The sequence below is a fragment of the Niallia oryzisoli genome (assembly GCF_043641075.1).
Classification (GTDB): Bacteria; Bacillota; Bacilli; order Bacillales; family Cytobacillaceae; genus Bacillus_BD; species Bacillus_BD oryzisoli_A.
Map to the genome: position 1 here is coordinate 714,558 of NZ_JBHZRC010000001.1, position 22,241 is coordinate 736,798.

22 protein-coding genes are annotated in these 22,241 nt (G+C 36.6%); 11 read left to right on the forward strand and 11 right to left on the reverse strand.

The genetic code is table 11. The annotated features are described in order from the left end of the window. Nucleotides 1–39 precede the first annotated feature (39 nt). The 4 genes from ACHUFV_RS03685 to dacB all read left to right on the forward strand — a co-directional run bounded on the left by ACHUFV_RS03685 (nucleotide 40) and on the right by dacB (nucleotide 3,436). Nucleotides 40–435, forward strand: a complete 396-nt coding sequence (locus ACHUFV_RS03685) for a secondary thiamine-phosphate synthase enzyme YjbQ (RefSeq protein ID WP_394232256.1) — start codon at nucleotides 40–42, stop codon at nucleotides 433–435. Nucleotides 436–577: 142 nt separating this feature from the next. Further along, complete coding sequence (locus ACHUFV_RS03690; RefSeq protein ID WP_394233368.1) at nucleotides 578–1,525, forward strand: DMT family transporter; 948 nt, start codon at nucleotides 578–580, stop codon at nucleotides 1,523–1,525. 60 nt (nucleotides 1,526–1,585) lie between these two features. Beyond that, a complete protein-coding gene (locus ACHUFV_RS03695; RefSeq protein ID WP_394232257.1) occupies nucleotides 1,586–1,768 on the forward strand; it encodes a hypothetical protein in 183 nt (60 codons plus the stop codon). Nucleotides 1,769–1,945: 177 nt separating this feature from the next. Further along, nucleotides 1,946–3,436: a D-alanyl-D-alanine carboxypeptidase/D-alanyl-D-alanine endopeptidase gene (gene dacB / locus ACHUFV_RS03700; protein ID WP_394232258.1), complete on the forward strand. Its 1,491-nt coding sequence runs from the start codon at nucleotides 1,946–1,948 to the stop codon at nucleotides 3,434–3,436. A 63-nt stretch (nucleotides 3,437–3,499) separates the two neighbouring features. On the opposite strand, the gene ACHUFV_RS03705 is transcribed toward dacB, so the two are convergent. After that, nucleotides 3,500–4,267: a S1C family serine protease gene (locus ACHUFV_RS03705; protein WP_394232259.1), complete on the reverse strand. Its 768-nt coding sequence runs from the start codon at nucleotides 4,265–4,267 to the stop codon at nucleotides 3,500–3,502. 183 nt (nucleotides 4,268–4,450) lie between these two features. Then, a complete protein-coding gene (locus tag ACHUFV_RS03710) occupies nucleotides 4,451–4,669 on the reverse strand; it encodes a hypothetical protein (protein WP_394232260.1) in 219 nt (72 codons plus the stop codon). A 266-nt stretch (nucleotides 4,670–4,935) separates the two neighbouring features. Here ACHUFV_RS03710 and ACHUFV_RS03715 point away from each other — a divergent pair, with 266 nt between their 5' ends. After that, nucleotides 4,936–5,178, forward strand: a complete 243-nt coding sequence (locus tag ACHUFV_RS03715; protein WP_394232261.1) for a hypothetical protein — start codon at nucleotides 4,936–4,938, stop codon at nucleotides 5,176–5,178. A 46-nt stretch (nucleotides 5,179–5,224) separates the two neighbouring features. Here the strand turns inward: ACHUFV_RS03715 and ACHUFV_RS03720 are convergent, their stop codons facing one another. After that, complete coding sequence (locus ACHUFV_RS03720; protein WP_394232262.1) at nucleotides 5,225–6,073, reverse strand: DegV family protein; 849 nt, start codon at nucleotides 6,071–6,073, stop codon at nucleotides 5,225–5,227. A 158-nt stretch (nucleotides 6,074–6,231) separates the two neighbouring features. On the opposite strand from ACHUFV_RS03720, the gene ACHUFV_RS03725 reads away from it, so the two are divergent. Then, nucleotides 6,232–6,540, forward strand: a complete 309-nt coding sequence (locus tag ACHUFV_RS03725) for a diacylglycerol/lipid kinase family protein (protein ID WP_394232263.1) — start codon at nucleotides 6,232–6,234, stop codon at nucleotides 6,538–6,540. A gap of 537 nt (nucleotides 6,541–7,077) precedes the next feature. On the opposite strand, the gene ACHUFV_RS03730 is transcribed toward ACHUFV_RS03725, so the two are convergent. The 5 genes from ACHUFV_RS03730 to ACHUFV_RS03750 form a co-directional block, all read right to left on the reverse strand. Beyond that, nucleotides 7,078–7,884 carry a hypothetical protein gene (locus ACHUFV_RS03730; protein WP_394232264.1) on the reverse strand — a complete coding sequence of 269 codons (807 nt, stop codon included), beginning with the start codon at nucleotides 7,882–7,884 and terminating at the stop codon, nucleotides 7,078–7,080. A 114-nt stretch (nucleotides 7,885–7,998) separates the two neighbouring features. Then, complete coding sequence (parC, locus tag ACHUFV_RS03735) at nucleotides 7,999–10,446, reverse strand: DNA topoisomerase IV subunit A (RefSeq protein ID WP_394232265.1); 2,448 nt, start codon at nucleotides 10,444–10,446, stop codon at nucleotides 7,999–8,001. Then, on the reverse strand, nucleotides 10,443–12,422 hold the full coding sequence (gene parE, locus ACHUFV_RS03740) for a DNA topoisomerase IV subunit B (protein WP_394232266.1): 1,980 nt from the start codon (nucleotides 12,420–12,422) through the stop codon (nucleotides 10,443–10,445). The genes parC and parE overlap by 4 nt, the downstream gene beginning before the upstream one ends. A 478-nt stretch (nucleotides 12,423–12,900) precedes the next feature. Next, entirely contained in the window at nucleotides 12,901–13,314 is a 414-nt protein-coding gene (locus ACHUFV_RS03745; protein WP_394232267.1) for a CoA-binding protein, read from the reverse strand. A 133-nt stretch (nucleotides 13,315–13,447) separates the two neighbouring features. Continuing rightward, nucleotides 13,448–15,169 (reverse strand): glycosyl hydrolase family 18 protein, encoded by a 1,722-nt coding sequence (locus tag ACHUFV_RS03750; RefSeq protein ID WP_394232268.1) that lies wholly within the window; start codon nucleotides 15,167–15,169, stop codon nucleotides 13,448–13,450. Between the two features lie 244 nt (nucleotides 15,170–15,413). Between ACHUFV_RS03750 and plsY the strand changes: the two genes are divergently transcribed. From plsY to ACHUFV_RS03775, 5 genes are all read left to right on the forward strand, one after another. Then, a complete protein-coding gene (plsY, locus tag ACHUFV_RS03755) occupies nucleotides 15,414–16,001 on the forward strand; it encodes a glycerol-3-phosphate 1-O-acyltransferase PlsY (RefSeq protein ID WP_394232269.1) in 588 nt (195 codons plus the stop codon). 277 nt (nucleotides 16,002–16,278) lie between these two features. Continuing rightward, nucleotides 16,279–17,013 (forward strand): ATP-binding protein, encoded by a 735-nt coding sequence (locus tag ACHUFV_RS03760; protein WP_394232270.1) that lies wholly within the window; start codon nucleotides 16,279–16,281, stop codon nucleotides 17,011–17,013. Between the two features lie 180 nt (nucleotides 17,014–17,193). Further along, nucleotides 17,194–17,376 (forward strand): hypothetical protein, encoded by a 183-nt coding sequence (locus ACHUFV_RS03765; RefSeq protein ID WP_394232271.1) that lies wholly within the window; start codon nucleotides 17,194–17,196, stop codon nucleotides 17,374–17,376. Between the two features lie 751 nt (nucleotides 17,377–18,127). Beyond that, nucleotides 18,128–18,631 (forward strand): CPBP family intramembrane glutamic endopeptidase, encoded by a 504-nt coding sequence (locus tag ACHUFV_RS03770; protein ID WP_394232272.1) that lies wholly within the window; start codon nucleotides 18,128–18,130, stop codon nucleotides 18,629–18,631. Nucleotides 18,632–18,734: 103 nt separating this feature from the next. Further along, on the forward strand, nucleotides 18,735–19,025 hold the full coding sequence (locus tag ACHUFV_RS03775; protein ID WP_394232273.1) for a HesB/YadR/YfhF family protein: 291 nt from the start codon (nucleotides 18,735–18,737) through the stop codon (nucleotides 19,023–19,025). A 33-nt stretch (nucleotides 19,026–19,058) separates the two neighbouring features. On the opposite strand, the gene ACHUFV_RS03780 is transcribed toward ACHUFV_RS03775, so the two are convergent. The 3 genes from ACHUFV_RS03780 to ACHUFV_RS03790 are packed head-to-tail and all read right to left on the reverse strand — an operon-like array spanning nucleotide 19,059 to nucleotide 22,231. Beyond that, entirely contained in the window at nucleotides 19,059–19,352 is a 294-nt protein-coding gene (locus ACHUFV_RS03780) for a hypothetical protein (RefSeq protein ID WP_394232274.1), read from the reverse strand. Nucleotides 19,353–19,389: 37 nt separating this feature from the next. Beyond that, complete coding sequence (locus tag ACHUFV_RS03785) at nucleotides 19,390–19,806, reverse strand: acyl-CoA thioesterase (RefSeq protein WP_394232275.1); 417 nt, start codon at nucleotides 19,804–19,806, stop codon at nucleotides 19,390–19,392. A gap of 58 nt (nucleotides 19,807–19,864) precedes the next feature. After that, nucleotides 19,865–22,231, reverse strand: a complete 2,367-nt coding sequence (locus tag ACHUFV_RS03790; RefSeq protein ID WP_394232276.1) for an AAA family ATPase — start codon at nucleotides 22,229–22,231, stop codon at nucleotides 19,865–19,867. Nucleotides 22,232–22,241: the final 10 nt, after the last annotated feature.

Sequence of the window (22,241 nt, forward strand, 5' to 3'; positions counted from 1 at the left end):
GGTAGTTATTCTAACCAAAACATATCATGGAGGAATTGCATGCTAAAAAAATTTACCTTACAAACAAACAGTCGTGATGACATGATTGAAATCACTGAAAAAGTGCAGAATTATGTGTACGAAAACAAACTTCATGATGGAGCCGTTATTGTCTATTGTCCTCATACGACTGCAGGTATTACCATAAATGAAAATGCTGATCCTGATGTAAAACGTGATATGATTCGCCGCTTTGATGAGGTTTACCCATGGAATCATGAGCTTGACCGTCATATGGAGGGTAATACCGCTGCACATATGAAAGCGAGTACCATAGGAGCATCACAGCATGTCATCATTTCGAATGGACGATTAGTTTTAGGAACATGGCAGGGAATATATTTTTGTGAGTTTGATGGCCCGCGCACGAGAACGTATTATGTGAAAATATTGTGATTGAGTTAGAGTCTCTCTGGTTATTAGAGAGGCTTTTTTTGAATTATTACAGTTTTAAAAAAGAACAGCCTATCATAAAAAAGGTATATAATAAATCTTTAGGGGTCAAAAGACCAATAGGAGATGAATTGGGTTGAAAAGTATGTTTCAAAATAAATGGGCTGTCATTGGAATAGCCATTATTTGTTCAGTATTATGGGGGAGTGCCTTTCCCGTTCTTAAAATCAGTTATATAGAATTGCAATTAGCTGCAAATGACACAATGGCACAGATTGTGTTTGCCGGTCTCCGTTTCCTAATGGCTGGACTTATTCTTTTACTGTTTCTATTCTTTACGAATCGTAACCATTTACTTGTAAAAAGGTCACATATTCTAATCTTACTTTTGTTTGGTACCATCCAAACTGCCGTGCAATATTTTTTCTTCTATAATGGTCTATCAAGGGTATCAGGGATGCAGGGAGCTATTCTGTCTTCATGCGGAACATTTTTGGCAGTCATTTTGGCACATTTTTATTACCGGGACGACCATATAAATTGGAAAAAAACAATTGGATTGATCGCTGGATTTGCTGGAATTATTGCCGCAAATTGGGGCCAAGAATTCCAATTTCATTTTCATTGGAGCGGAGAAGGCTTCATGATTTTGTCAGGTCTTACAAGCGCGGTCACGACCATCATGACAAAAGAGCTTGCTTCCGATATTCATCCGGTCACTCTTACAGGCTGGCAGCTGACAATTGGTTCCCTTGTTTTATTAATAATTGGTATTCCGCAATTAGGAGAACATTCGATTACCTTCACACCGATTGGCTGGGGATTGCTGATTTATGCGGCATTATTGTCTTCAGTGGCATTCGCCCTTTGGACAACAATCCTTAAATATAACAAAGCAGGGGAAATGAGCATTTATAGTTTTTTAACTCCGGTTTTTGGTGCAATATTATCTGCGATTTTTATTCCTGGAGAAAGCTTCAATCAGTATATTGTTGCAGCTCTTTCTTTAGTTGCAGTTGGAATCATTGCCATAAATTACCGAGGGGAACGTTCGTTCGGTACAACAAAACAAATAAAGAGGAATGTAGGTTAAAACATTCCTCTTTATTTTATAGTAAAATTATAGTTAATATATAAGAGGGGGGGTGAACACATGGATATTTCACAATTACTAGGAGAAAAATACTTCAGTTTAGATGCTGCTCAGGTTGATAAAAGCCCTGAAGAGCTTGTCGTAACAGATAATGATGAAACCTATTACATAGTTTCAAGTGATGCATTCGAACAAACATTGAAGGACCTAAATTATAAGATTATCGTTGGTTTAGGAGAGTAATACTTATCAATAATAGTCTTAAGACTTTGAAAAAGCACCTAATGGGTGCTTTTTTTCATCTTTCCTTAGAAGAATTCCCTGTCAACAGTTGTTAACAGAATCCATTCACATGGTTATGATTTATATAAAATTGTGGAATCCTAAATATTATGAATCAAAACACGAGGGTGAAGCAGATTGAACGGGAATTTTCTTTTTAAAAGTTATTTGCTTAAATGCTTCTTACTCCTGGCTGCCTTACTTTTGTCGATTCCAATACCGAGCATAGCAGCTCAGGATACAATAACAACTGCACCATTAAAAGCCCAAATAGACAGGATACTAGAGGATCAGCGACTTGAGGGGGCAGTGACTGGCATAAGCATCAGAAAGGCCGGCAACGGAGAGGTCATTTATTCTTCTAACGGAAATATTCGATTGCATCCTGCCTCAAATATGAAGCTATTGACGGCTGCAGCAGCTTTAGAAAAACTTGGTCCCGACTATCAATTTTCAACAGAATTGTGGATGGATGGCAGGGTAAAGGGAAAGGTTCTTGAGGGGGATTTATTTCTAAAAGGTACAGGCGATCCAACTTTAATGAAGAAAGACCTTGACCAATTTGCTAAGGAATTGAAAGAAAAAGGAATTTCTAGAATTAACGGAAATCTGATAGGAGACGATAGCTGGTATGATAATATTCGGCTTTCACAGGATCTGAATTGGTCAGATGAACCGTTCCATACAGGTGCCCAGGTTTCAGCATTAACTCTTTCACCAACTAATGATTACGATTCGGGAACCGTCCTCCTTGAAATAACGCCCAGTGTAAAAATTGGGAAAAAGGGAAGCATTCAGGTAACTCCAAATACTGATTATGTAAACATCATTAATCAGACAAAAACAGCAGAAGCTGAACAATCCAGCCAGGTTATTATTGACAGAGTACATGGAACGAACACAATTATTGTAAAAGGCAGTATTCCACAGAACGGCAGTAGCATGAAAAAGTGGGTGGCTGTTTGGAAACCAACAGAATATGTCTTACATGTGTTTAAAAAGTCCCTTTATGCACATGGAATCACATTCGGAGGGAAATCAGCAATAAAAACAGGTGTTCTTCCACATAAGGCTTCAAAGCTTGCTGACAAACAGTCGATGCCATTAAAGGAGCTTCTGATTCCTTTTATGAAGCTCAGTAATAATAGTCATGCTGAGGTATTAACAAAAGAAATGGGGAAGGTTGTTCAAGGCGAGGGTAGCTGGGATGCCGGTTTACAGGTAATCAAGGAGACAGTAATGAATTTAGGACTTAATGGAGAAAGTATTCAGCTTCGAGACGGTTCTGGAATGTCTCATAAAAACATGATTACAGCAAATGAGCTTTCCAAATTACTTTTTATTGCCCAGTCTAAAAAATGGTTTCCTGAATTCGAAAAGTCTTTGCCGATTGCCGGTCAATCAGACAAACTGTCAGGCGGTACATTACGAAGTCGCCTAAAAGACGAGCTGACAATTGGCAATGTAAAAGCTAAAACTGGTTCAATTTCAGGTGTTTCCACATTGAGCGGGTATATTACAGCTAGGAGCGGAGAGCCATATATTTTCTCTATCATGATTAATAATTTTCTAGCACCTTCGGTAACAGACTTAGAAGATAGCATCGTAAGAGCTATAGCTGAATCTTAAGCAAAGAAAACTACCGAAAAAAATAGGGAGTCTCAGCAGATGTTAATCGTCTTTTGAGACTCCCTATTTTTTCGGTAGTTTAGTTAAAAATTGTTCCACTGGTATAGCAAGGCCTGTACCATCTTCAATTGTTTTTGCATAAACAACTCCAATCACTTCTCCATCTAAGTCAATAACCGGACTGCCACTGTTTCCTTTATAAATAGGTGCCGAAATCATTAATAACTGATTATTATCAGACCCTTCCAATATATCGCCTTCATTGGCAATTTGATTATGAAAAAGTGGATTTCCAATCACATAAATATGATCTTTACTATTCCATTTATTAGGCTTACTCAATGTAAGAAACGGTAAATTTTCACCGTCAACCTTTAAGAAGGCAAGATCTAAAACAGAATCCATATGAACAATGGAAGCTCTCAATACATCACCTTGTGGAAACATTACAGTAATAGGATTCATATCTTCTACAACATGTCGGTTAGTAATAATGAACCCGTTTTCAGCAATATTAAAACCCGTTCCTTTTGTATTAGAGTCCTGTATCGTAACAACCGCTTCCTTATACTTCTGGATCTTTTCTTGCTTAGAAAGCTCCTTGGACTTCTGTAAAAATTTAATAGAAGGAATATTAATAACCTGAGGCCATATTTGATTAAAGCTAATCAGCATGGCTAAAACCAGTCCTGTGGTAACTATTTTAAAAAAGAAGGATCGCCGTTTTTTCTGTTTTTCCTTTACTATTCGATCATCTTCATTAGGTAAAAAATCCTCTAATGGGGGTTCATCAAAATAATCTTCCTGTTCATTTTGGTCATGACGTTCCATATGGTTTATACCCTCACATTTAACTGATTGTTTCTTCAATTATGATACCAAATGCGATTAAAAATCAAACGATTTAGTATGAGTAATAAACGGAGTCGTTGGTGCAAATTAATTATAATTATATATAAAATGAAACAAAGTCCTGCAAATTTACTTACAGGACTTTGTTATTTAATAAATAATTTATCTCCTTTTCTTCTTATTATCGCTCACTAAAGCCTGTTTCTTAACAACCTTTTCAAATTCCACATATACATGAACGACGTTTTCTCTGACCTCCTGTACATTCATAACTTTTCCTTTACGGCCTTTTATCTTAATATTCTCATCTACAACAGGTATTTGCTGTCGGCACTGGCTTAACACTAAATTACTTTTTTCATAAAAATGAACGGCAACCATATGGAGTTTCTCCTTTTTAATAAATTTTTCACAAAAAAGGGGAATTAGGGAACACTCATCTTTTATAAAATATTTAGGAAAACTCCATATTAGACCAGGTACAACTTTATTCATTAAATGATTTTAGAAAATGAAAGGAGGGAGGGGAACGAATTACCAGTTAACTGGTACTAAATGTGTGACTTTTGATATATTGATGTTTATTTCTCTGTGCTATTCTTAGTTTGTTAAGTATCGAACAAATATTTAAAACGGAGGTTATATATATGAGCTGTGGTTGTACAACAAATTTACATGACGGTAAGGCAATTGTTGATCATGTTAAAAGCAAAGGAAAAGCGGATTTAGCACCAACAGTAGCACATGAAATCGCATGTGATTGCGGTGAAACCTTTACATTAGAAAAAGTTATTATGAATTGTCCAAAATGTGAAATGACCTACGCCGTTACACCATGTGGTTCAGATGATAAAAATAATATCAAGCAGGCAGGAATTAAGTACGAATAACATGAAAAAAGGAAAATCCTCGTATAATTGGATTTTCCTTTTTTCATTATTCTTCTCTAAACCAGGTAAGCGCAATGGTTCCCGCACCAGCATGAACTCCAATTGCGGATCCCAATGGCCCAATCACTACTTCAAGATCAGGTGAAAGGGCGCGAATCTGCTCTTCGATACTAAGAGCTTCCTGTTTAGCGCCGCCTTCTAAAATATAAACGGTTTTAATGATTATATCTTGTTCTAGATCGTCCTTTAATTTCGCAACCATATAGGATAACGCCTTTTTTTGCGAACGTACCTTATCATAGGGAATCAATTTACCATCTTCAAACGTTAGAATTGGCTTAATTTGAAGCAAACTTCCCATCAGCATTTGAATCGCACTCACACGTCCCCCTTTATGTAACTGCTCTAGAGAACCAATCATGACATAAAGTGTATTAGTGGGATACATCGTTCTAAGTTTATTTGCTGTATCCTCAGGTGAGTGCCCCTCACGAATCCATTCCTGACCTTTACGAATTAGATGGGCCACCGGTAAAGAGATAAGTCTTGAATCCACTAGTTCAAGAGGAAAACCAGCCATATCAGCCGCTTGTTTTGTAGCGTTTGCCGTTCCGCTCAGTTCCGTTGATAAATGAACAGCAATTCCTAAATCATATTCTTTTTTTAGTTCCTCAAATAGAGAAACTAAATCTCCAATAACTGGCTGAGAGGTTTTTGGCAGTTTTCGAGAAGAAGTGAGTCTTGAATATAATTCTTCTTCTGAGATGTCAATTCCATCTTTATATGTCTCATTTTCAAATGTGATTTCAATGGGTACAACAAATATATTATTTTGCTTTGCATATTCAGGTTCGATATAACAGGTACTGTCCGTAATCCAAGCGATTTTTTTCAACAGAATTCCCCCTAGGCCAGATTTGTAAAATGATAGTTAGTAACATTAATTCGCAAACAATTTACGAAGTTCACAAAAAACTATACCCTCATCTTAATACCAGCTACTATATGTTAGTATATATGATATACCATCATACCCGTTAAAAAAAGCATTTTTTGCAAACACAGCTTTCTTTCAGCAATCATTGCAGTGGGTGGGGATGGAAAAATTTATTAAATATAACGGTGGCACACCAGCTTTCAAAGGTTAAATTGCTTCTCATTTTTATTAGCGTCTTTTTTGGTAAACACACAAAGTATAAAGAAGTCAGCATGCTAACAGGTAAAAATATATCCATTTCCAGTACTGAACCAATGAAAGTTCACACAGATGGTAAATATGCTGGAGAATCACCGGTTACCATTGAAATATTGCCATCATATTTTCCTATCTACTCAAAGCTAAAGGAATATAACCAGGATTAGATATCAGCACTACTATTACTATTACAGATAACCACTAACTAGAATAGCTAACAGCAAGGGTGTAGGAGGAGTAACTACTCTGGTTAGTTTCTTTTTATTTTCTAGTTTACATAATATATATTATAAGAAGCAATTATAAAAATGATTAATCCGTCTCAATATCTGAGTAAACTCTTAAAAGTGAGACAGAAAGTAAATTTTTTACTAAAACGATTTATTTAATCGTATAAATCTAACTTAATATTATTGATTAAATTTATACTCTAAAAATCTTATGTAAATCGGGATATTGTAAATAATCAACTCTTTGTAAACTAAATCATGTATCAGTCATATGTCATAACTTAATAATTAATAAAAACAATTACTAAACCACACTTAGTATCTCCAGTCTTCCTCCTCCATTCTTTTTCTTATTTAGTTTACATAACATTATTATCAATTTTTATCCTTCTTTTTTTGATTTCTAATTCATTTTAATAAAACTAAAAGGTAATATCTCATCATTCAGATATTACCTCTGGTTAATACATTCCATTACTTACTCTTCTTTGCTTTCTTATCTCTATTAATCACCTTTGTATCAAGCAAGTTCCATTTTCCATTTTCGTAAAACCATTTAGATTCTACAAATGCGATTGAATCTGCATGATATGCTCCACTTATTTGCTGGATTCCTTTTAATCCATATAACTCATCTTTTACGATGACTGGCTTTAGTGAGCTATAGGGATCGATCATTAATTCTCGAGGCTCATTTAATTTCCCTTTCACAAAGAGTCCTAATTGATCATAATCCTTTTTCTTGCTAATTAAATTAAAATTGTACGTTTGACCTGTGTTATCAATAGTAATCGAAGCTTTGTAGTTATTCTGGAACTCACTTGTAATCATCAGAGAATCAGGTACACCTATATCAGTTAATATGAAGTCTTTTAACGTATATAAAAAGTGATGAGCGATCCCACCACTGCTGCCTGTTGGAATGGTAATGTATATATCCATTATTCCATCATGGTTAAGGTCATCAAATTTTAATATCGGATCAAAGCCGCTATCCAATTCAGCTGTATAGATTTGACCATTTGATCCCTTGATTAAAAGGATCATCTCCTTTAAGAAAGAGCTGTCTTCCTCATACTGAACTCCATTTATTTCAATTGTATCTACCTTTCCATCACCTGAAACATCCATTTCCTCACTCAATAAATTAATTGTTTTGTCTACATTCGTTTCTTCTTTTTGTATTTGCTTCTTGTCTCCCTCTACTGCATATGCACCTGTAATAGCATTTAAGGACAGGAAAAACAACGCTAATAAAACCAACCCGAATTCTTTTTTCATCTACTGGTCCTCCTTCGTGATGGATTCCATTAGCTATTATGTCCAATATTGGTAAAAAGATGTAGAAAACCTCCTGCATTTTACAGGAGGTTTTTATATGCTAATCTATTGATGTTATTGATCTTCCGTTGCCGTTTCTTCCTTCTGCTCTAGTTTCCAAATCGTTTTTGCTTTTCCGTTTTGGTCTTCATCAAATAAGAAGGAACCATTTGAATAGCGGTCATTAAAACGGAGTGTTGAAGTATTGGTTTGCTCAATGATTCCCTTTTCTGTTTCAATTAGAATCATATCCTGCTCGTTAGCAAACACAAATCCAATTACATAGTGTGGATTTGTTTTCAGCTCACGTAAAATAACCACTCCTCGCTTAGCTCGCGATGTTAATTCAAACTCACTTAATTTCATTTTTTTAATGGATCCGCGCTGAGTTGCAATTACAACTGACGGCTGGTCATCACTATTTTTGATTTTACCGCCTGTAACATGATCACCGTCTTTTAAATTAATTCCCTTAACACCTGCCGCACGGACACCAATTGGACTTACTTCCTCTTCGTTAAACCATAGGGCATAACCGTAATAGGTAGTTAAGAAGAGCTCTTTTGTACCATCTGTTACATGGACATCGATGACCTCATCGTCCCCTTTTAAATTGATAGCAACGAGTGACTTCGAGCGACGCTGAGCATGGTATTGCTTTAATTCTGTTTTCTTGACCATCCCATTTTTCGTAACAAATAATAGATAGGACTCTGTTTCAAAATCCTTTACAGGAATGGCAGCAATGATGGCTTCATCCCGTTCAATTGGAATAATATTAGCAATATGCTGGCCAACATCCTTCCAGCGAATATCCGGAAGCTCATGAACTGGACAGAATAAGTAATTTCCTTTGTTCGTAAAGAGTAACAACACATCTGTTGTATTCACATCAAGCTGGGAAATCAGCTTGTCTGAATCCTTCATCCCAAAGTCCTGACCATTGGAAGCAGCATATGAACGCTGGCTTGTACGTTTTACGTATCCTTCCTTTGTAACAGTCACAATGACATCCTCACTGGCAATCAGCACTTCAAGATTAATTTTAATTTCTTCTATTTCTGCCTCGATTTTCGTTCTTCTCGTATCGACAAATCGTTTTTGGACATCTCGCAATTCCTTCTTAATGACAGAAAATAGCTTTTTCTCGCTGCTCAAGATAGCCGTTAGCTCCTCTATCAGCTTAGCCAACTCTTCTGCCTCTTCTCTTAGTGCTGTAATATCCGTATTCGTTAATCGATAGAGTTGTAGAGATACGATTGCTTCTGCTTGAGGCTCGCTAAATTGATACTTTGCCATCAAATTATTTTTAGCATCCCGCTTATCCTTAGAAGCACGGATTGTGGCAATTACCTCATCTAAAATAGATAAGGCCTTCATTAGTCCTTCTACGATATGTGAACGATCTCTTGCTTTTAAGAGATCAAATTCTGAGCGTCTTGTGACTACCTCTTTGCGATGATCAATATAAGCATCAAGCATTTCCCGCAGTCCCATTAATTTCGGCCTTCTATTATGAATGGCTACCATATTGAAATGGTAGGTAATCTGTAAATCACTATTCTTAAATAGATAATTTAAGACGCCCTCTCCATCTGCCTCTTTCTTCAGCTCAATAACAATCCTTAGTCCAGTTCGATCCGTTTCATCACGAACCTCTGCAATTCCCTCAACTTTTCGATCAAGACGAAACTCATCGATTTTCTTCACTAAGTTTGCCTTGTTTACTTCATACGGGATTTCGGTAATGACAATCTGCTGTTTTCCACCACGAATGGTTTCAAACTCTGTTTTACCGCGAACAATAACCTTGCCTTTACCTGTCTCATAGGCTCTTTTTATCCCCTCAACACCCTGAATAATCCCACCTGTTGGAAAATCAGGCCCTTTTACGAATTCCATTAAATCATCTACGGAACATTCAGGCTTATCCATACGATAGATAGCAGCATCAATAACTTCCCCAAGGTGATGTGGAGGTATTTCTGTTGCATAACCTGCAGAAATACCTGTTGACCCATTCACGAGTAGATTCGGAAACGCAGCTGGCAACACGGTTGGTTCGTTTGATGTATCATCAAAGTTCGGAACCAAATCAACGGTTCGCTTATCTATATCTCGTAAGAGCTCTGAAGAAATGGCCGACAGTCTGGCTTCTGTATAACGCATCGCAGCAGGCGGGTCACCGTCAACACTCCCGTTATTCCCATGCATTTCAATTAGTACATTACGTACCTTCCAATCCTGGCTCATCCGTACCATTGCTTCATATACGGAAGAATCACCATGCGGATGATAGTTACCAATTACATTACCAACGGTTTTGGCTGATTTACGGAAGTGTTTATCATGTGTATTCCCTTCGACATGCATGGCATACAGAATACGACGTTGCACAGGCTTTAGACCATCACGTGCATCAGGAAGTGCCCGATCCTGGATAATGTATTTACTATAACGCCCAAATCGATCTCCAATCACTTCTTCTAGAGGCAGGTCATGAAATTTCTCTATTGAACTCATGAAGGATCAACCTCCTCAGTGACAGAGATGTTTTCATTTTCAAGTATGCTTCCGTCTTCTTCTAAGCCAAAAGCCACATTAGATTCAATCCATTTGCGCCGCGGTTCAACCTTATCACCCATAAGCGTTGTCACCCTGCGCTCTGCACGGGCTAAATCATCTATCCGTACACGGATTAAGGTTCTTGTCTCTGGATTCATGGTTGTATCCCACAGCTGATCGGCATTCATTTCTCCGAGTCCCTTATAGCGCTGTAGTATATACCCTTTTCCGACCTTTTTAATGGTATCTTGAAGGTCATCGTCACTCCAGGCATATTCTATAACTTCTTTCTTTCCAGTACCCTTACTTACCTTATAGAGTGGCGGCAGAGCGATATATACTTTCCCAGCCTCAATTAATGGTTTCATATAACGATAAAAGAAAGTTAATAGCAGTACCTGAATATGGGCACCGTCTGTATCGGCATCGGTCATGATAATGACTTTATCATAGTTACAATCTTCAACCTGAAAATCTGTTCCAACACCCGCACCAATAGTATAAATAATGGTATTTATTTCTTCATTTTTGAAGATATCGGACAGCTTTGCTTTTTCTGTGTTTATAACTTTACCACGTAATGGCAGCACAGCCTGAAAACGACGGTCTCGTCCTTGTTTTGCTGAGCCCCCAGCAGAATCACCCTCGACTAAATACAATTCATTTTTCTGAGGGTTTCTAGATTGAGCCGGAGTTAATTTACCAGAAAGCAGCGCTTCTGAGCGTTTCCGTTTCTTCCCGCTCCGCGCTTCTTCACGTGCTTTACGTGCTGCTTCCCGTGCCTGATACGCTTTGATTGATTTTTTCACTAGCAATGTACTAATATCAGGATTTTCTTCAAGAAAATAAGTTAGATTCTCGGAAATAACAGCATCCACTGCGGAGCGTGCTTCACTAGTTCCAAGCTTACCTTTTGTCTGACCTTCAAATTGAAGCAGTTCTTCTGGAATCCGGACTGAAATGATTGCAGAAAAACCTTCTCTTATATCGGAACCATCCAAATTCTTATCTTTTTCTTTTAGCAGACTAACTTTTCGTGCATAGTCATTAACAGAGCGGGTTAATGCAGTCCGTAGTCCAACTTCATGTGTCCCACCATCTTTTGTCCGAACATTATTAACAAAAGACAGTACATTTTCGGAGTATCCATCATTAAATTGGAAGGCAAAGTCAACCTCTATTCCGTTTTGAACACCTTCAAAGCTAGTGACTGGATGCAATACATCCTTTTCTTCATTCAAATATTGCACGAATGCTTCTAGTCCATTTTCATAGTGAAATATATCATGAAAATCATTGCGCTCATCGATTACTTCTATTTTTACACCTTTTAATAGAAAAGCTGATTCACGAAGGCGTTCGCAGAGTGTTTCATAATTATAGGTGGTGGTGGAAAAGATTGTTGGGTCCGGTTTGAAGTGAATAGTAGTACCAGTTTGATTTGTTTTCCCTAATTTCTCCAATGTTGTAGCAGGCTTACCGCCATTTTCAAATCGCTGCTCGTAAACAAAACCATCACGCTTTATTTTCACAACGAGCCATTCAGATAAAGCATTTACAACAGATGCGCCAACACCGTGTAAACCGCCACTCGTCTTATAACCGCCCTGACCAAACTTTCCACCTGCATGGAGAATAGTTAAAATTACTTCAGGCGTAGGTTTGCCAATTTTGTGCATTCCAGTCGGCATTCCCCGTCCTTTATCCTGGACACTGATTGAATTATCCTTGTGTATTTTGACAATAATATGATCTCCATATCCGGCTAACACTTCATCTACTGAATTATCTACAATTTCATATACTAGATGATGCAGCCCTCTGGAATCCGTGCTTCCGATGTACATACCCGGGCGCTTACGGACTGCCTCAAGCCCTTCTAAGACTTGTATGGCATCATCATTATAATCAAATGCCGCTTGATTTCTTGCCACGAACATTCCCCTTTCATTCAAATCAAAGACCTATCTAACGTGTTATCTTTAATTATTCTTATATCCGTTTGTTGATCTTTTATTTATACTTGTTCTAATGGTATTCTCTTTTAATTAGGATTTTCCTCTTCCTCACAAAGAAGTTGGTTCCTTTTTGTTAGTCATTCTTCAATATTACTTTTCACATATACCATAACATGTAAATACTTATTCCGGAAAATCTCTTAAAGTGACTCTTATTATCACATCAAGAACAAACGTTCCTTTCATTATCATAACATATCTAATACGAGAGTCTACGTATTATTGTATCGATTTATTTTGATTTGGCAAATGAGATTTTCAATTAAGAGGGGGAAAATACTGCTAATAAACCTTTGAAAGATATTGATTTTAAAGGAGTTAAACAAAATTAGAAGATAGACAAAATTTAAAAGCATATACCAAAAGATATAGGTATATGCTTGATTAAATTAAATTATTTAGTCATTGCATGCTCAACTTTTATACAACGATCCATTACTACAGTATAGCCTTTTTCCTTTAAAAACTGGTATGCTTCTTCATTTTCAAGACCCTGCTGCGCCCAAAAAATGTCTGCGTCAATTTCATCAAATTCTCTTGCTACTTCAGGTAAATGCTCGGAACGACGAAATACATTGACGATATCAACGTGGCCTTCAATCTCTTTTAAGCTTTTGACAGATTGAACTCCTAGTATTTCAACCCCTTTTGGATTAACTGGAATAATCTCATACCCAGCATCCTGCATCGCTTTAGAAACCATATAAGAAGTTCGCTCTGGGTTGTCACTTAAGCCCACAACTGCAATACGCTTTGCGTTTTTTAGAATTTCACGAATTTCATCTCTTGTTGGATTTTCAATAGCCATTATTATCCCTCCAAATTTTAATGTAGTACAGGATTACCATTACAATATTTCCAATGCTTCTATAATTGTACCATAATATAGAAATATTCAATAATTATCTGCCAAAAAGGGAGGATTTCCCTTACAGCCCTACCTATTCATTTTGTGCAATTGGTTTAGAATCTAAAGTAAGTGCAAGCCAAGCGGTTTCGTCTGCAAATGATCTTGACCAGCTGGCAATCCCCTTAAGTTCATACTGCAAAGCAAGGTCAACACGTTTACTCATTGAGAGATCGTCCTCCAGCCAAATCCGATAGGTTGAATTCGTATTGGGATCGGTTAATTCAGCATAGTTTTGACCACTTTGCTCATCATAGATTGGGGTCACACCATTAGTTGTCAGCCATTCCTTCACCTCAGCCATCGACATGGCCTTAGATGAAATTTCACCGGACGTTTTTTCCTCCCATATTCGTGTATAGAGTGGAACACCCAGGATCAATTTCTCATTTGGTACTACTTCTAGCAAACTCTGTAAATTTTCTTCCACCCAAGGCAAGCTAGCCACACTTCCCGCTTCCTGAGAAGAACCCCAATGCTCGTCATAAGCCATAACAATCAAGTAATCAACAGATTCAGCCAATTTTTCCCGCTCGTAAAAAGCAGACCAATTCCCAGTTGTCATAAACGTAATATCCATTGAGACAATTAAACCTGCACGATGAAAATACGTTGTTGCCTCCCTTACAAATTGTGTAACAAACGGTCCGTCTTCTTCTCGTACATTTTCAATATCAATATTTATTCCGTCGAGATTATACATTTGGCTATAATGTAGGAGCTGCTGAATGATTGCTTGACGTGTTTCATAATATTGGAACGTTTCATGTGTAAGATCAGGATCAAAAGCATTTGAAAATAGCCCCCATACTTGATATCCTCTCTTTTTTGCCCAGTTAACATAATCTAGTGAGGCTAAATTTTTTAATGAGCCATCCATCCCGCTTAGCTCAAACCAGGTCGGTGAGACAACATTTACCCCTGGCATCTCAGGAAGTACCTCAGGATTAGGGTTTTTCGTGTACACTGCTTCCCATGTTAAGTGAATCGGCCCCTCGAATTTTGGTATGACCGCTTCAGATATAGCCTTCTTATTCTCTACTGTTTTCGTTTGTCCCTTTTCTACATACTGTTTATGAATATAGCCGGCAATTCCATTTTCTTTACGAACAAAGTAATACCCTTCATTCTCATTTTCTATCTTGATTTCTTCATTGCCGATCACCTGTTCTGTATAGGGAGACTGTAACTTAGGCTCTGTTCGCAAACGTAGCTTTTCTTCATTTGCATTCTTAGCCTTTATTTTTCCTTCCACAATCTTTTGTTCGCTTTTTACCATTTCGATTGCCTTGGTATCTGGTAAAATAGAATGTTGAATTTCATAGTTTTCAAGAACCAATGGTAAAGCCAAATATAGCTCGCCATGATGACTCTTCATAGCAGAAAAAGTCAGCTGGACAGGCTCCTGGTTACGATAGTAGACTAGCGAATCCTTTGGTAGTTGAATAACCTTACTACTTGTTGTCATAATGATTGATTGTGACTTTTCATCATATACGAGATAGTTATCAATTTTCTCTTTCAAGAAAGTCAACGGCAGATAGATTGTTTCACCCTCCAGCAAAGCATTTCCTTCCTGTTTGCCATTATATAAAATGGGGTTATCACCACTAAAATAATTAACCTTCTCTTTTGAAGCAAATGGATATAAAAAGAATAGACTAATAGAAAGGATAAGCAGCAGCAACCCTACTAAACCTGCTAGTATTCCCTTCTTTACGGTACTTTTCCTTGTTCGATAAACGTTGTTTGACATTTGGCCCGTTCCTCCTCAACCTTATCCTAGCGAAATGTAACCCGATTGAAAAGAAAATTTCTTTTTTTGATAAGTCATTTACTCATTCCCCATCATATGAAAATATTAAGTGACATGTATTGATCCAAAAATAAAATAATTTGGTAAATGGAATCTTTTAGTTGTAACATGGTAAAATATATAGGAACTATAAGCAGTAATCATCAATCAGTATTGATTCATGGGAAAAAGAAGGAGAGTTTGAATGTTTGAGTACGGAATCATTATTATTCTTGCGTATTTGATCGGATCCATTCCGTCAGGCTTAATCATTGGAAAGAAATTTTTTGGAGTCGATATCCGTCAGCATGGGAGCGGAAATTTGGGGGGCACCAATACATTTCGTGTCTTGGGTGTAAAAGCAGGTCTAACAGTAACCATTGCAGATATATTAAAAGGTACACTTGCCGCTGCACTGCCTCTTATTATTGATGTGGATATGCATTACTTATTAGCTGGAATATTTGCTGTGTTAGGACATACCTATCCAATCTTTGCCGGCTTTCGCGGTGGAAAAGCAGTAGCTACTTCAGCAGGCGTCTTACTCTGGTATGCACCACTTATGTTTATCATTATGATTGCAGGCTTCTTTATTTGCTTATACATAACAAAATATGTCTCATTGTCCTCTATGTTTGGCGGTCTTGTCGCATTGGTTTATGCCATCATCGTACAAGATATTCCACTCATTATCGTTGTAGCCGCCCTTACATTATTTGTCGTATATAGGCATAGAGCCAATATAAAACGAATCATGGACAAAACAGAACCCAAGGTAAAATGGCTTGGATAAGATGATAGGAAAGTAAGCACAAACAGGTGCTTACTTTTTTTAAAAAAAAATAGTCAATTCCCCCTATAAACTCCTGTTATTTATTCGATAAATAATTCATATTATCTATTTGATAACAATGCAATCATTTAGTATCATTATAGAAAAGTATAGGATTTGACTTATTTTGACTTTATTCTACATATATTTTAATCATAAATTGTCAGTATTCGTCATATGGTTTATTAATCGGTTTTATTAATGGGTTAACTCTTTAAAAAAAGGATGCGATTGAACAATGATAAGGACGAATGAATTCCCAAGTGAATCTTTGACAATTGATGTTAGTGAAACAGATTTTGGTAAAGAGCAGTTATTTGATGTAAGAAAGCAAGCTGCTGGATTGGCGCATGAAATACGTAATCCGCTGACAACAATAAAAGGGTTTCTTGAGCTGCTTAAGCCTAGCTTAAGCGAAATAGGCAGAGGCGAATACGCTGAAATCGCCCTTGATGAGATTGATAGAGTAAATGACATAATAAATCAGTTTTTGAACGAAATAAAGCCTATTACATGCCAAAAGGAATTATTTTCCTTAAACGAACTACTCGTGAATCTTGTAAAATTGTTTGAAAGTGAATCTAAAGTAAAAAACATTAAATTATTGACTCATTTAACTGAAGAAGAGATACAACTTTATATTGATAAAAATGAATTAAAGCAAGTGCTCATAAACCTTATAAAAAATGCCATCGAGGCAATAGAAGAAACTGATATTCATGATGGTTTTATTGATATTCGTACAGAAGTAAATAATAAGCATGCCCTCATTCATATCATAGATAATGGTTGTGGGATGACAAGTGATACAATCAATCAGCTTTTTATGCCCTTTTATACAACAAAATCAATGGGAACGGGGATTGGGCTAACAATCTGTAAAGACATTATCGATCAAAATCAAGGCCATATTTCCATTACAACAGACCACCATAAAGGCAGCAAAATTACTATTTCATTGCCTTTACACTAATAGATCGATGCATCAAAACGAAGAGAGTGTCAATGAACACTCTCTTTTTATTTTCAAATAATGTTCAATTTTTTGCCATGAAAAAACTGATGTTAAAAAATGTCCATATTTCTTTACAAAATTCCAATTAAAATTGAGATAAAATAAAAATACAAATTAAATAAATCGGAGGTTACCCACATGAAGAAAGAAGATAAAAATTATATTTTCTATACATCAGTAGACATAGAAGAGGAACAGGATGAATTCTTACTAGAGTTGTTTTCATGCTCAGAACACGATGAAGAAAAGATTATACCTGAAACCATTATTCATAACTTTGATGAATTAATTACTTTTTTTGAACAAATGGAGCAGGAATAGTCTTGTGAGCAAAACAGCTACAAATGAAAACGTACTTTCTCTTCTATATTTTAAGTAATTGAAATTTTCCTTTGCCTAGTACATCTTTTATATAATCAAGCTTTGTATGATCAAAATAATTGAAGTCATTCTCATGGATTAAAATGTCCACATGATCAAATGCATGCACTTGATCACCGGAGATTGGCTGCTCTTCCAGAGACAGCTTAAGTTGTGGTCCCCCTCAACCAATTCCCATCGAAAGGCGGACATACAATTTTTCCAGTTCATTTGTTTGTTCCTGTGCTATAGCTTGATCTAATACTGTTAGAGCAGCTGCCGTAACCTTAAACACTAGACTACCATCTCCTTTTGTTATTACCGTGCAATATTTATCACATTAATTCCTTATTCGGGGTTTTATTACCTTCAATCCTACGGTAAAATATGGACTAAGAATAGTAGATTGAGGTGATTTTCCCCATTGCTGCAATTCAGATTGTTTCCAACTAATCTATATTTTATCTTAATTTTCATGGCCACACTAGTTAGTTTTCAACTAAATCGACTTACGCTTAATTTTTTCATACTATTCATATTATTTATTATAGTAGCATTTTTAAAGGAAAAGCAGAGGGTATTTGTATGGATTACCATTGCTTACTTTTTTGGCGAATTTCTTCATTTATATGCTAATCGTTTTTTAAACGAGATGAACCTGAATGTACATACAGTGTACATAATGGAGAAACTTTTATTATTGTTTCCGATCATGAGCATTTTATATGTTAGTTATAAATTCAAGCAAAATATATCCTTTTTTTATAATAAAGATTTTTTAAGTGATTCGTTTTCCATTCTACAGGATGCATCGAACAGTCGTAAAAGACCCATCCTTCTATTGTCGATCATCCTGTCTCTTTCCCTTCTTATCCTTTTACTTGCGTTTCACAATATTTCATTTGTAGGTCATGTACTAGTATTTGCATCTCTTAGTAGTATGATTGAGGAATTCTTATGGCGCGGGCTTTTAATGCAGGCCATGCTTAACCTAACAAATAAATGGACAGTAATGATTCTATCTAGCATTTCTTATGGGTGTTCTTATCTCATGTATGGCTATTCGATTGGAGTTTGCTTGTTATTTGCATGTTCCGGCATCCTTTATGCTTGGATGACCCTTCACTTTCATCATTTATTTCCGGCCATTGTTTGTCACTTTTTAATATTTATCATCATGATTGCATGTGGAATCGTTCCATTCTCTCCAATATAAACAGATAGGTTTACTTTTAACTGTTATTAATGATTTAATTAAATTTGTTGAATAATACCTATGTACAGTTCAATAATCAAGTCAGCTAAGGGGATGGGTTTTCATGAATATAACAGTTAGTAAGGAAGCATTCGAATGGTATGTGGATGAAATGGACCTTAAAGAAGGAAGCTTTGTTCGTTTTTATGCTCGGTATGGAGGCTCCAGCCAAATTCAAAAGGGTTTCTCTTTGGGAATCTCAACAGAAGAACCTGACCATATTGGAACAAAAACAGTTATGAACGGGATAACCTTTTATATTGAAGAAAAAGATCTATGGTATTTTGATGGTCATGATTTACATATTGAATATAACACTGCATTAGGAGAACCTGAGTTTCAGTTTAGTAAATAAGCAGACGGAATCGTCCGTCTGCTTTTTTATGGATTACGACCAAAGATAATCGGTTAATCCCTCTTTTTCAAGAATTTCTTTTTGTTTAAGTCCTATTAAATCAAAATGAGGGTAGCCTTCTTTTCTTTTATCAATCCATTCTGCTTTCAGTCCATACTGCTTTCCCCAACTGATTAGCTTCTCCAAATCCTTACAGCCTACTTTTGTAACTGTTTTACTACCTGGGAAGCGGCTATCAAGCCAGTAATGTGTAAGAAAAGCAATTTCCCCATTTTCAACTTTCCTTTTCCAATCTAGCAGCTCCTGACGCGTTATACCAAAAGCCATACCAAAATCCTCCCCGGCTGCATGTCAACCATATGTACTATTTCTTTATTTCCTCATATTTTTGAAACCATTCCGGAAATGCTTTTTTAAATTGAACGGGTCTGAAATTGTCTTTTTTGACAACGATATGCGTTGTTGTCCCTTCAGCACAGACTTCATTATTCCCATTTACTATCGAATATCCATAAACCGTTTTTAAACCGTCATTTAGTTCGACCCATGTGTTTACAAAAGCCCTCTCACCATATCTGATTGCCTTTTTATATGTACAGTTCACATCATAAACAGGGGCGTAATAGCCTGACTCTTCCATTTCAAGATAACTATAACCAATGTCTTCAATTAATTGAGTTCTCCCAAGTTCAAACCATTTTAAATAATTCGCGTGGTAAATTACTCCCATCATATCTGTATCTGCATAAAGTAATTGAATCTCTTTCGTAGAAATAAACATTACGTCCTCTCCAATCATTGCTATTTATAGTTGGTTTTCTATCATTATTATAGCGCTTTTAACTGTTTTGTTTATGTTCTTTTCTTAGCTTTCCAAATGCGGCTACTACATCTGATTTTTCAATAATAACCGCTTCATTCAACTCAGGAAGGGAATGAGAACTCATTAAACGGCGTGCCTGAGCTTGAATCGACTCATTCATTAAATTAGTTGCAAAACGTCCATTTCCATCTGTATGGTGATCCTTAAGTTCAGAAAGTATGAATTCTTCTGCATCACCAGTTAAATGAAAATCAAATTGCTTTCCATATAGTTGCATGATTTGCAGTAATTCCTGATTTGAATAATCTTCAAAGTGCAAGAACTTTTTAAAGCGGGATTGTAAGCCTGGATTGCTTGCAAGCAGAAGATTCATTTCATTTGGGTAACCAGCAAGAACAACTACTAGATTTTCGTTATGCTTAGTCATTTCATCTACTAATGTATCAATGACTTCTTTACCAAAGTCACCTGCAGATTGTCCCAATAGTGAATAGGCTTCATCAATAAACAATACACCACCAAGGGCATCTTTTATTTTCCGTTTTGTTTTAATAGCAGTTTGACCTACATAACCGGCCACAAAATCAGCACGGCTTGTCACGATTAAATGTCCTCTTTTTAATAAACCGCAATCTTTAAGTAACTCAGCATAAATTTTCGCAACCGTCGTTTTTCCTGTACCTGGATTACCGGTAAATACGGAATGAAGCTGAATGGGTACAGTAGGTAAGCCATGATCCCTTCTCATTTTTTGCATTCTCACAAACGAGATAATTGAACGGACCTCATCTTTAACATTTTCTAATCCCACTAAACCGGTTAATTTTTCCTCGGGGTTATCCTTTAATTCTGCTTCACACTGAATAAAATCCTGCTTATCTAATAATGAAAATTGTAGGATATCATCCTTTTCTTCAACTGCTTGATGTGCTCCCTTTTGAAAAATGGCATCAAGGATGAGATGACGAACAGTCCGTGCATTCCCAAACGTATCATCAACCCGTTCTTTTTCAATTCGTTCCTCGAGAGCTGCTTTCGCTTCATCAGTCAGAATATAATCATTTTCAGAGGCCATCTTTTCACCTATCGTGATTAATTCCTCATTCGAATAATCAGGTAAAGTGATATGATTGGACATTGGAAAACGACTTCGAAGTCCCGGATTCGCATCAAGAAACTGCCGCATTTCATCTGGATACCCAGCAAGGATGACCGCAAACTTTCCGCCGTATTCTTTACCAGTCATTAAAGAAACAAGAGTGTCTATGGCAGTTTGGCCATAATCATTCCCAGATTGTCCCTCTCTCTTTAAATTATAGGCTTCATCGATAAACAGCACACCGCCCAAAGCTCTCTCTACCGCTTGACGGACATTTTCCTCTGTTTGCCCAACATAAGACCCAACTAATTGTGATCGGTCAACCTCTACGACTTCTTTTCCAGGCAAAACATGTAGCTCATGATATATTTTAGCAAATAACCGCGCAAGCGTTGTTTTCCCGGTACCTGGATTTCCAGTAAGGATCATATTCAAACTTATTTCATCCTTTGATTGAAATCCCTTATCTTTACGGATTTTTTGATACTTAAAAAACTGATAAAAGTCATTTAGTTTTCTTTTAACAGCATCAAGTCCAATCATATTATTTAGCTCTTCTAATGAACTAACTGCTTCTTCAGCCTTATCATTTAATTCATCAGCAAAAAGTGCCGACCATTGTTTTTTATATTCTTCAATTGCTGTAAGATGTTGTTTCATTTCTTCCAGATGTACGGCTGTATGAAAAGCACCTACCAACGAGCTTTCATATTCACTTGTTGCTTTTAGCAAAGATGCCGTTTCCTCAATTGTATCCTCTAGAATCCCTTTCATTTTTTCGTATAAATCAAGGATATCTGAATTTGTTATGTACGACGAAGACTGCGTATAGGAGGATATTTTGTCGAAAGTATCTTCTGCAATCGTTAAAAATTGGCCGCATATGACTTTATATGTCTCTATTGTTTGTTTCTTTGCCTGCCGGTTATCGGTTTCCCTGATTGGCGGGAAGATTAATGCATCTAATAAATGGCTATCCTTTTTCCATTCATATCCTGCTAGAAACTCGTTTGCTCTAGTATTTGCCGGATTTAACTCCTTTGCTTTTTCCATCCAGGTCAGAACAATAGACCCCTTCTTTCCTTTAGAGAAGGTGGAAACAGCTAGAATCGTTAATAGCTCGGAAGCGAGCAGACGATTAGTAGCTTCTTTCATATCAAGACTTTGAAGGCTTCGTAAAATTTCTCCTTCATTTTCTATAAATCCTTGTACTTGAAGTTCCTTTTCCCAATTTTGCACCTTATGAATAAGCTGATCTTGGTCTTGTTGCAACAGTCTTTCCATTTATATCACT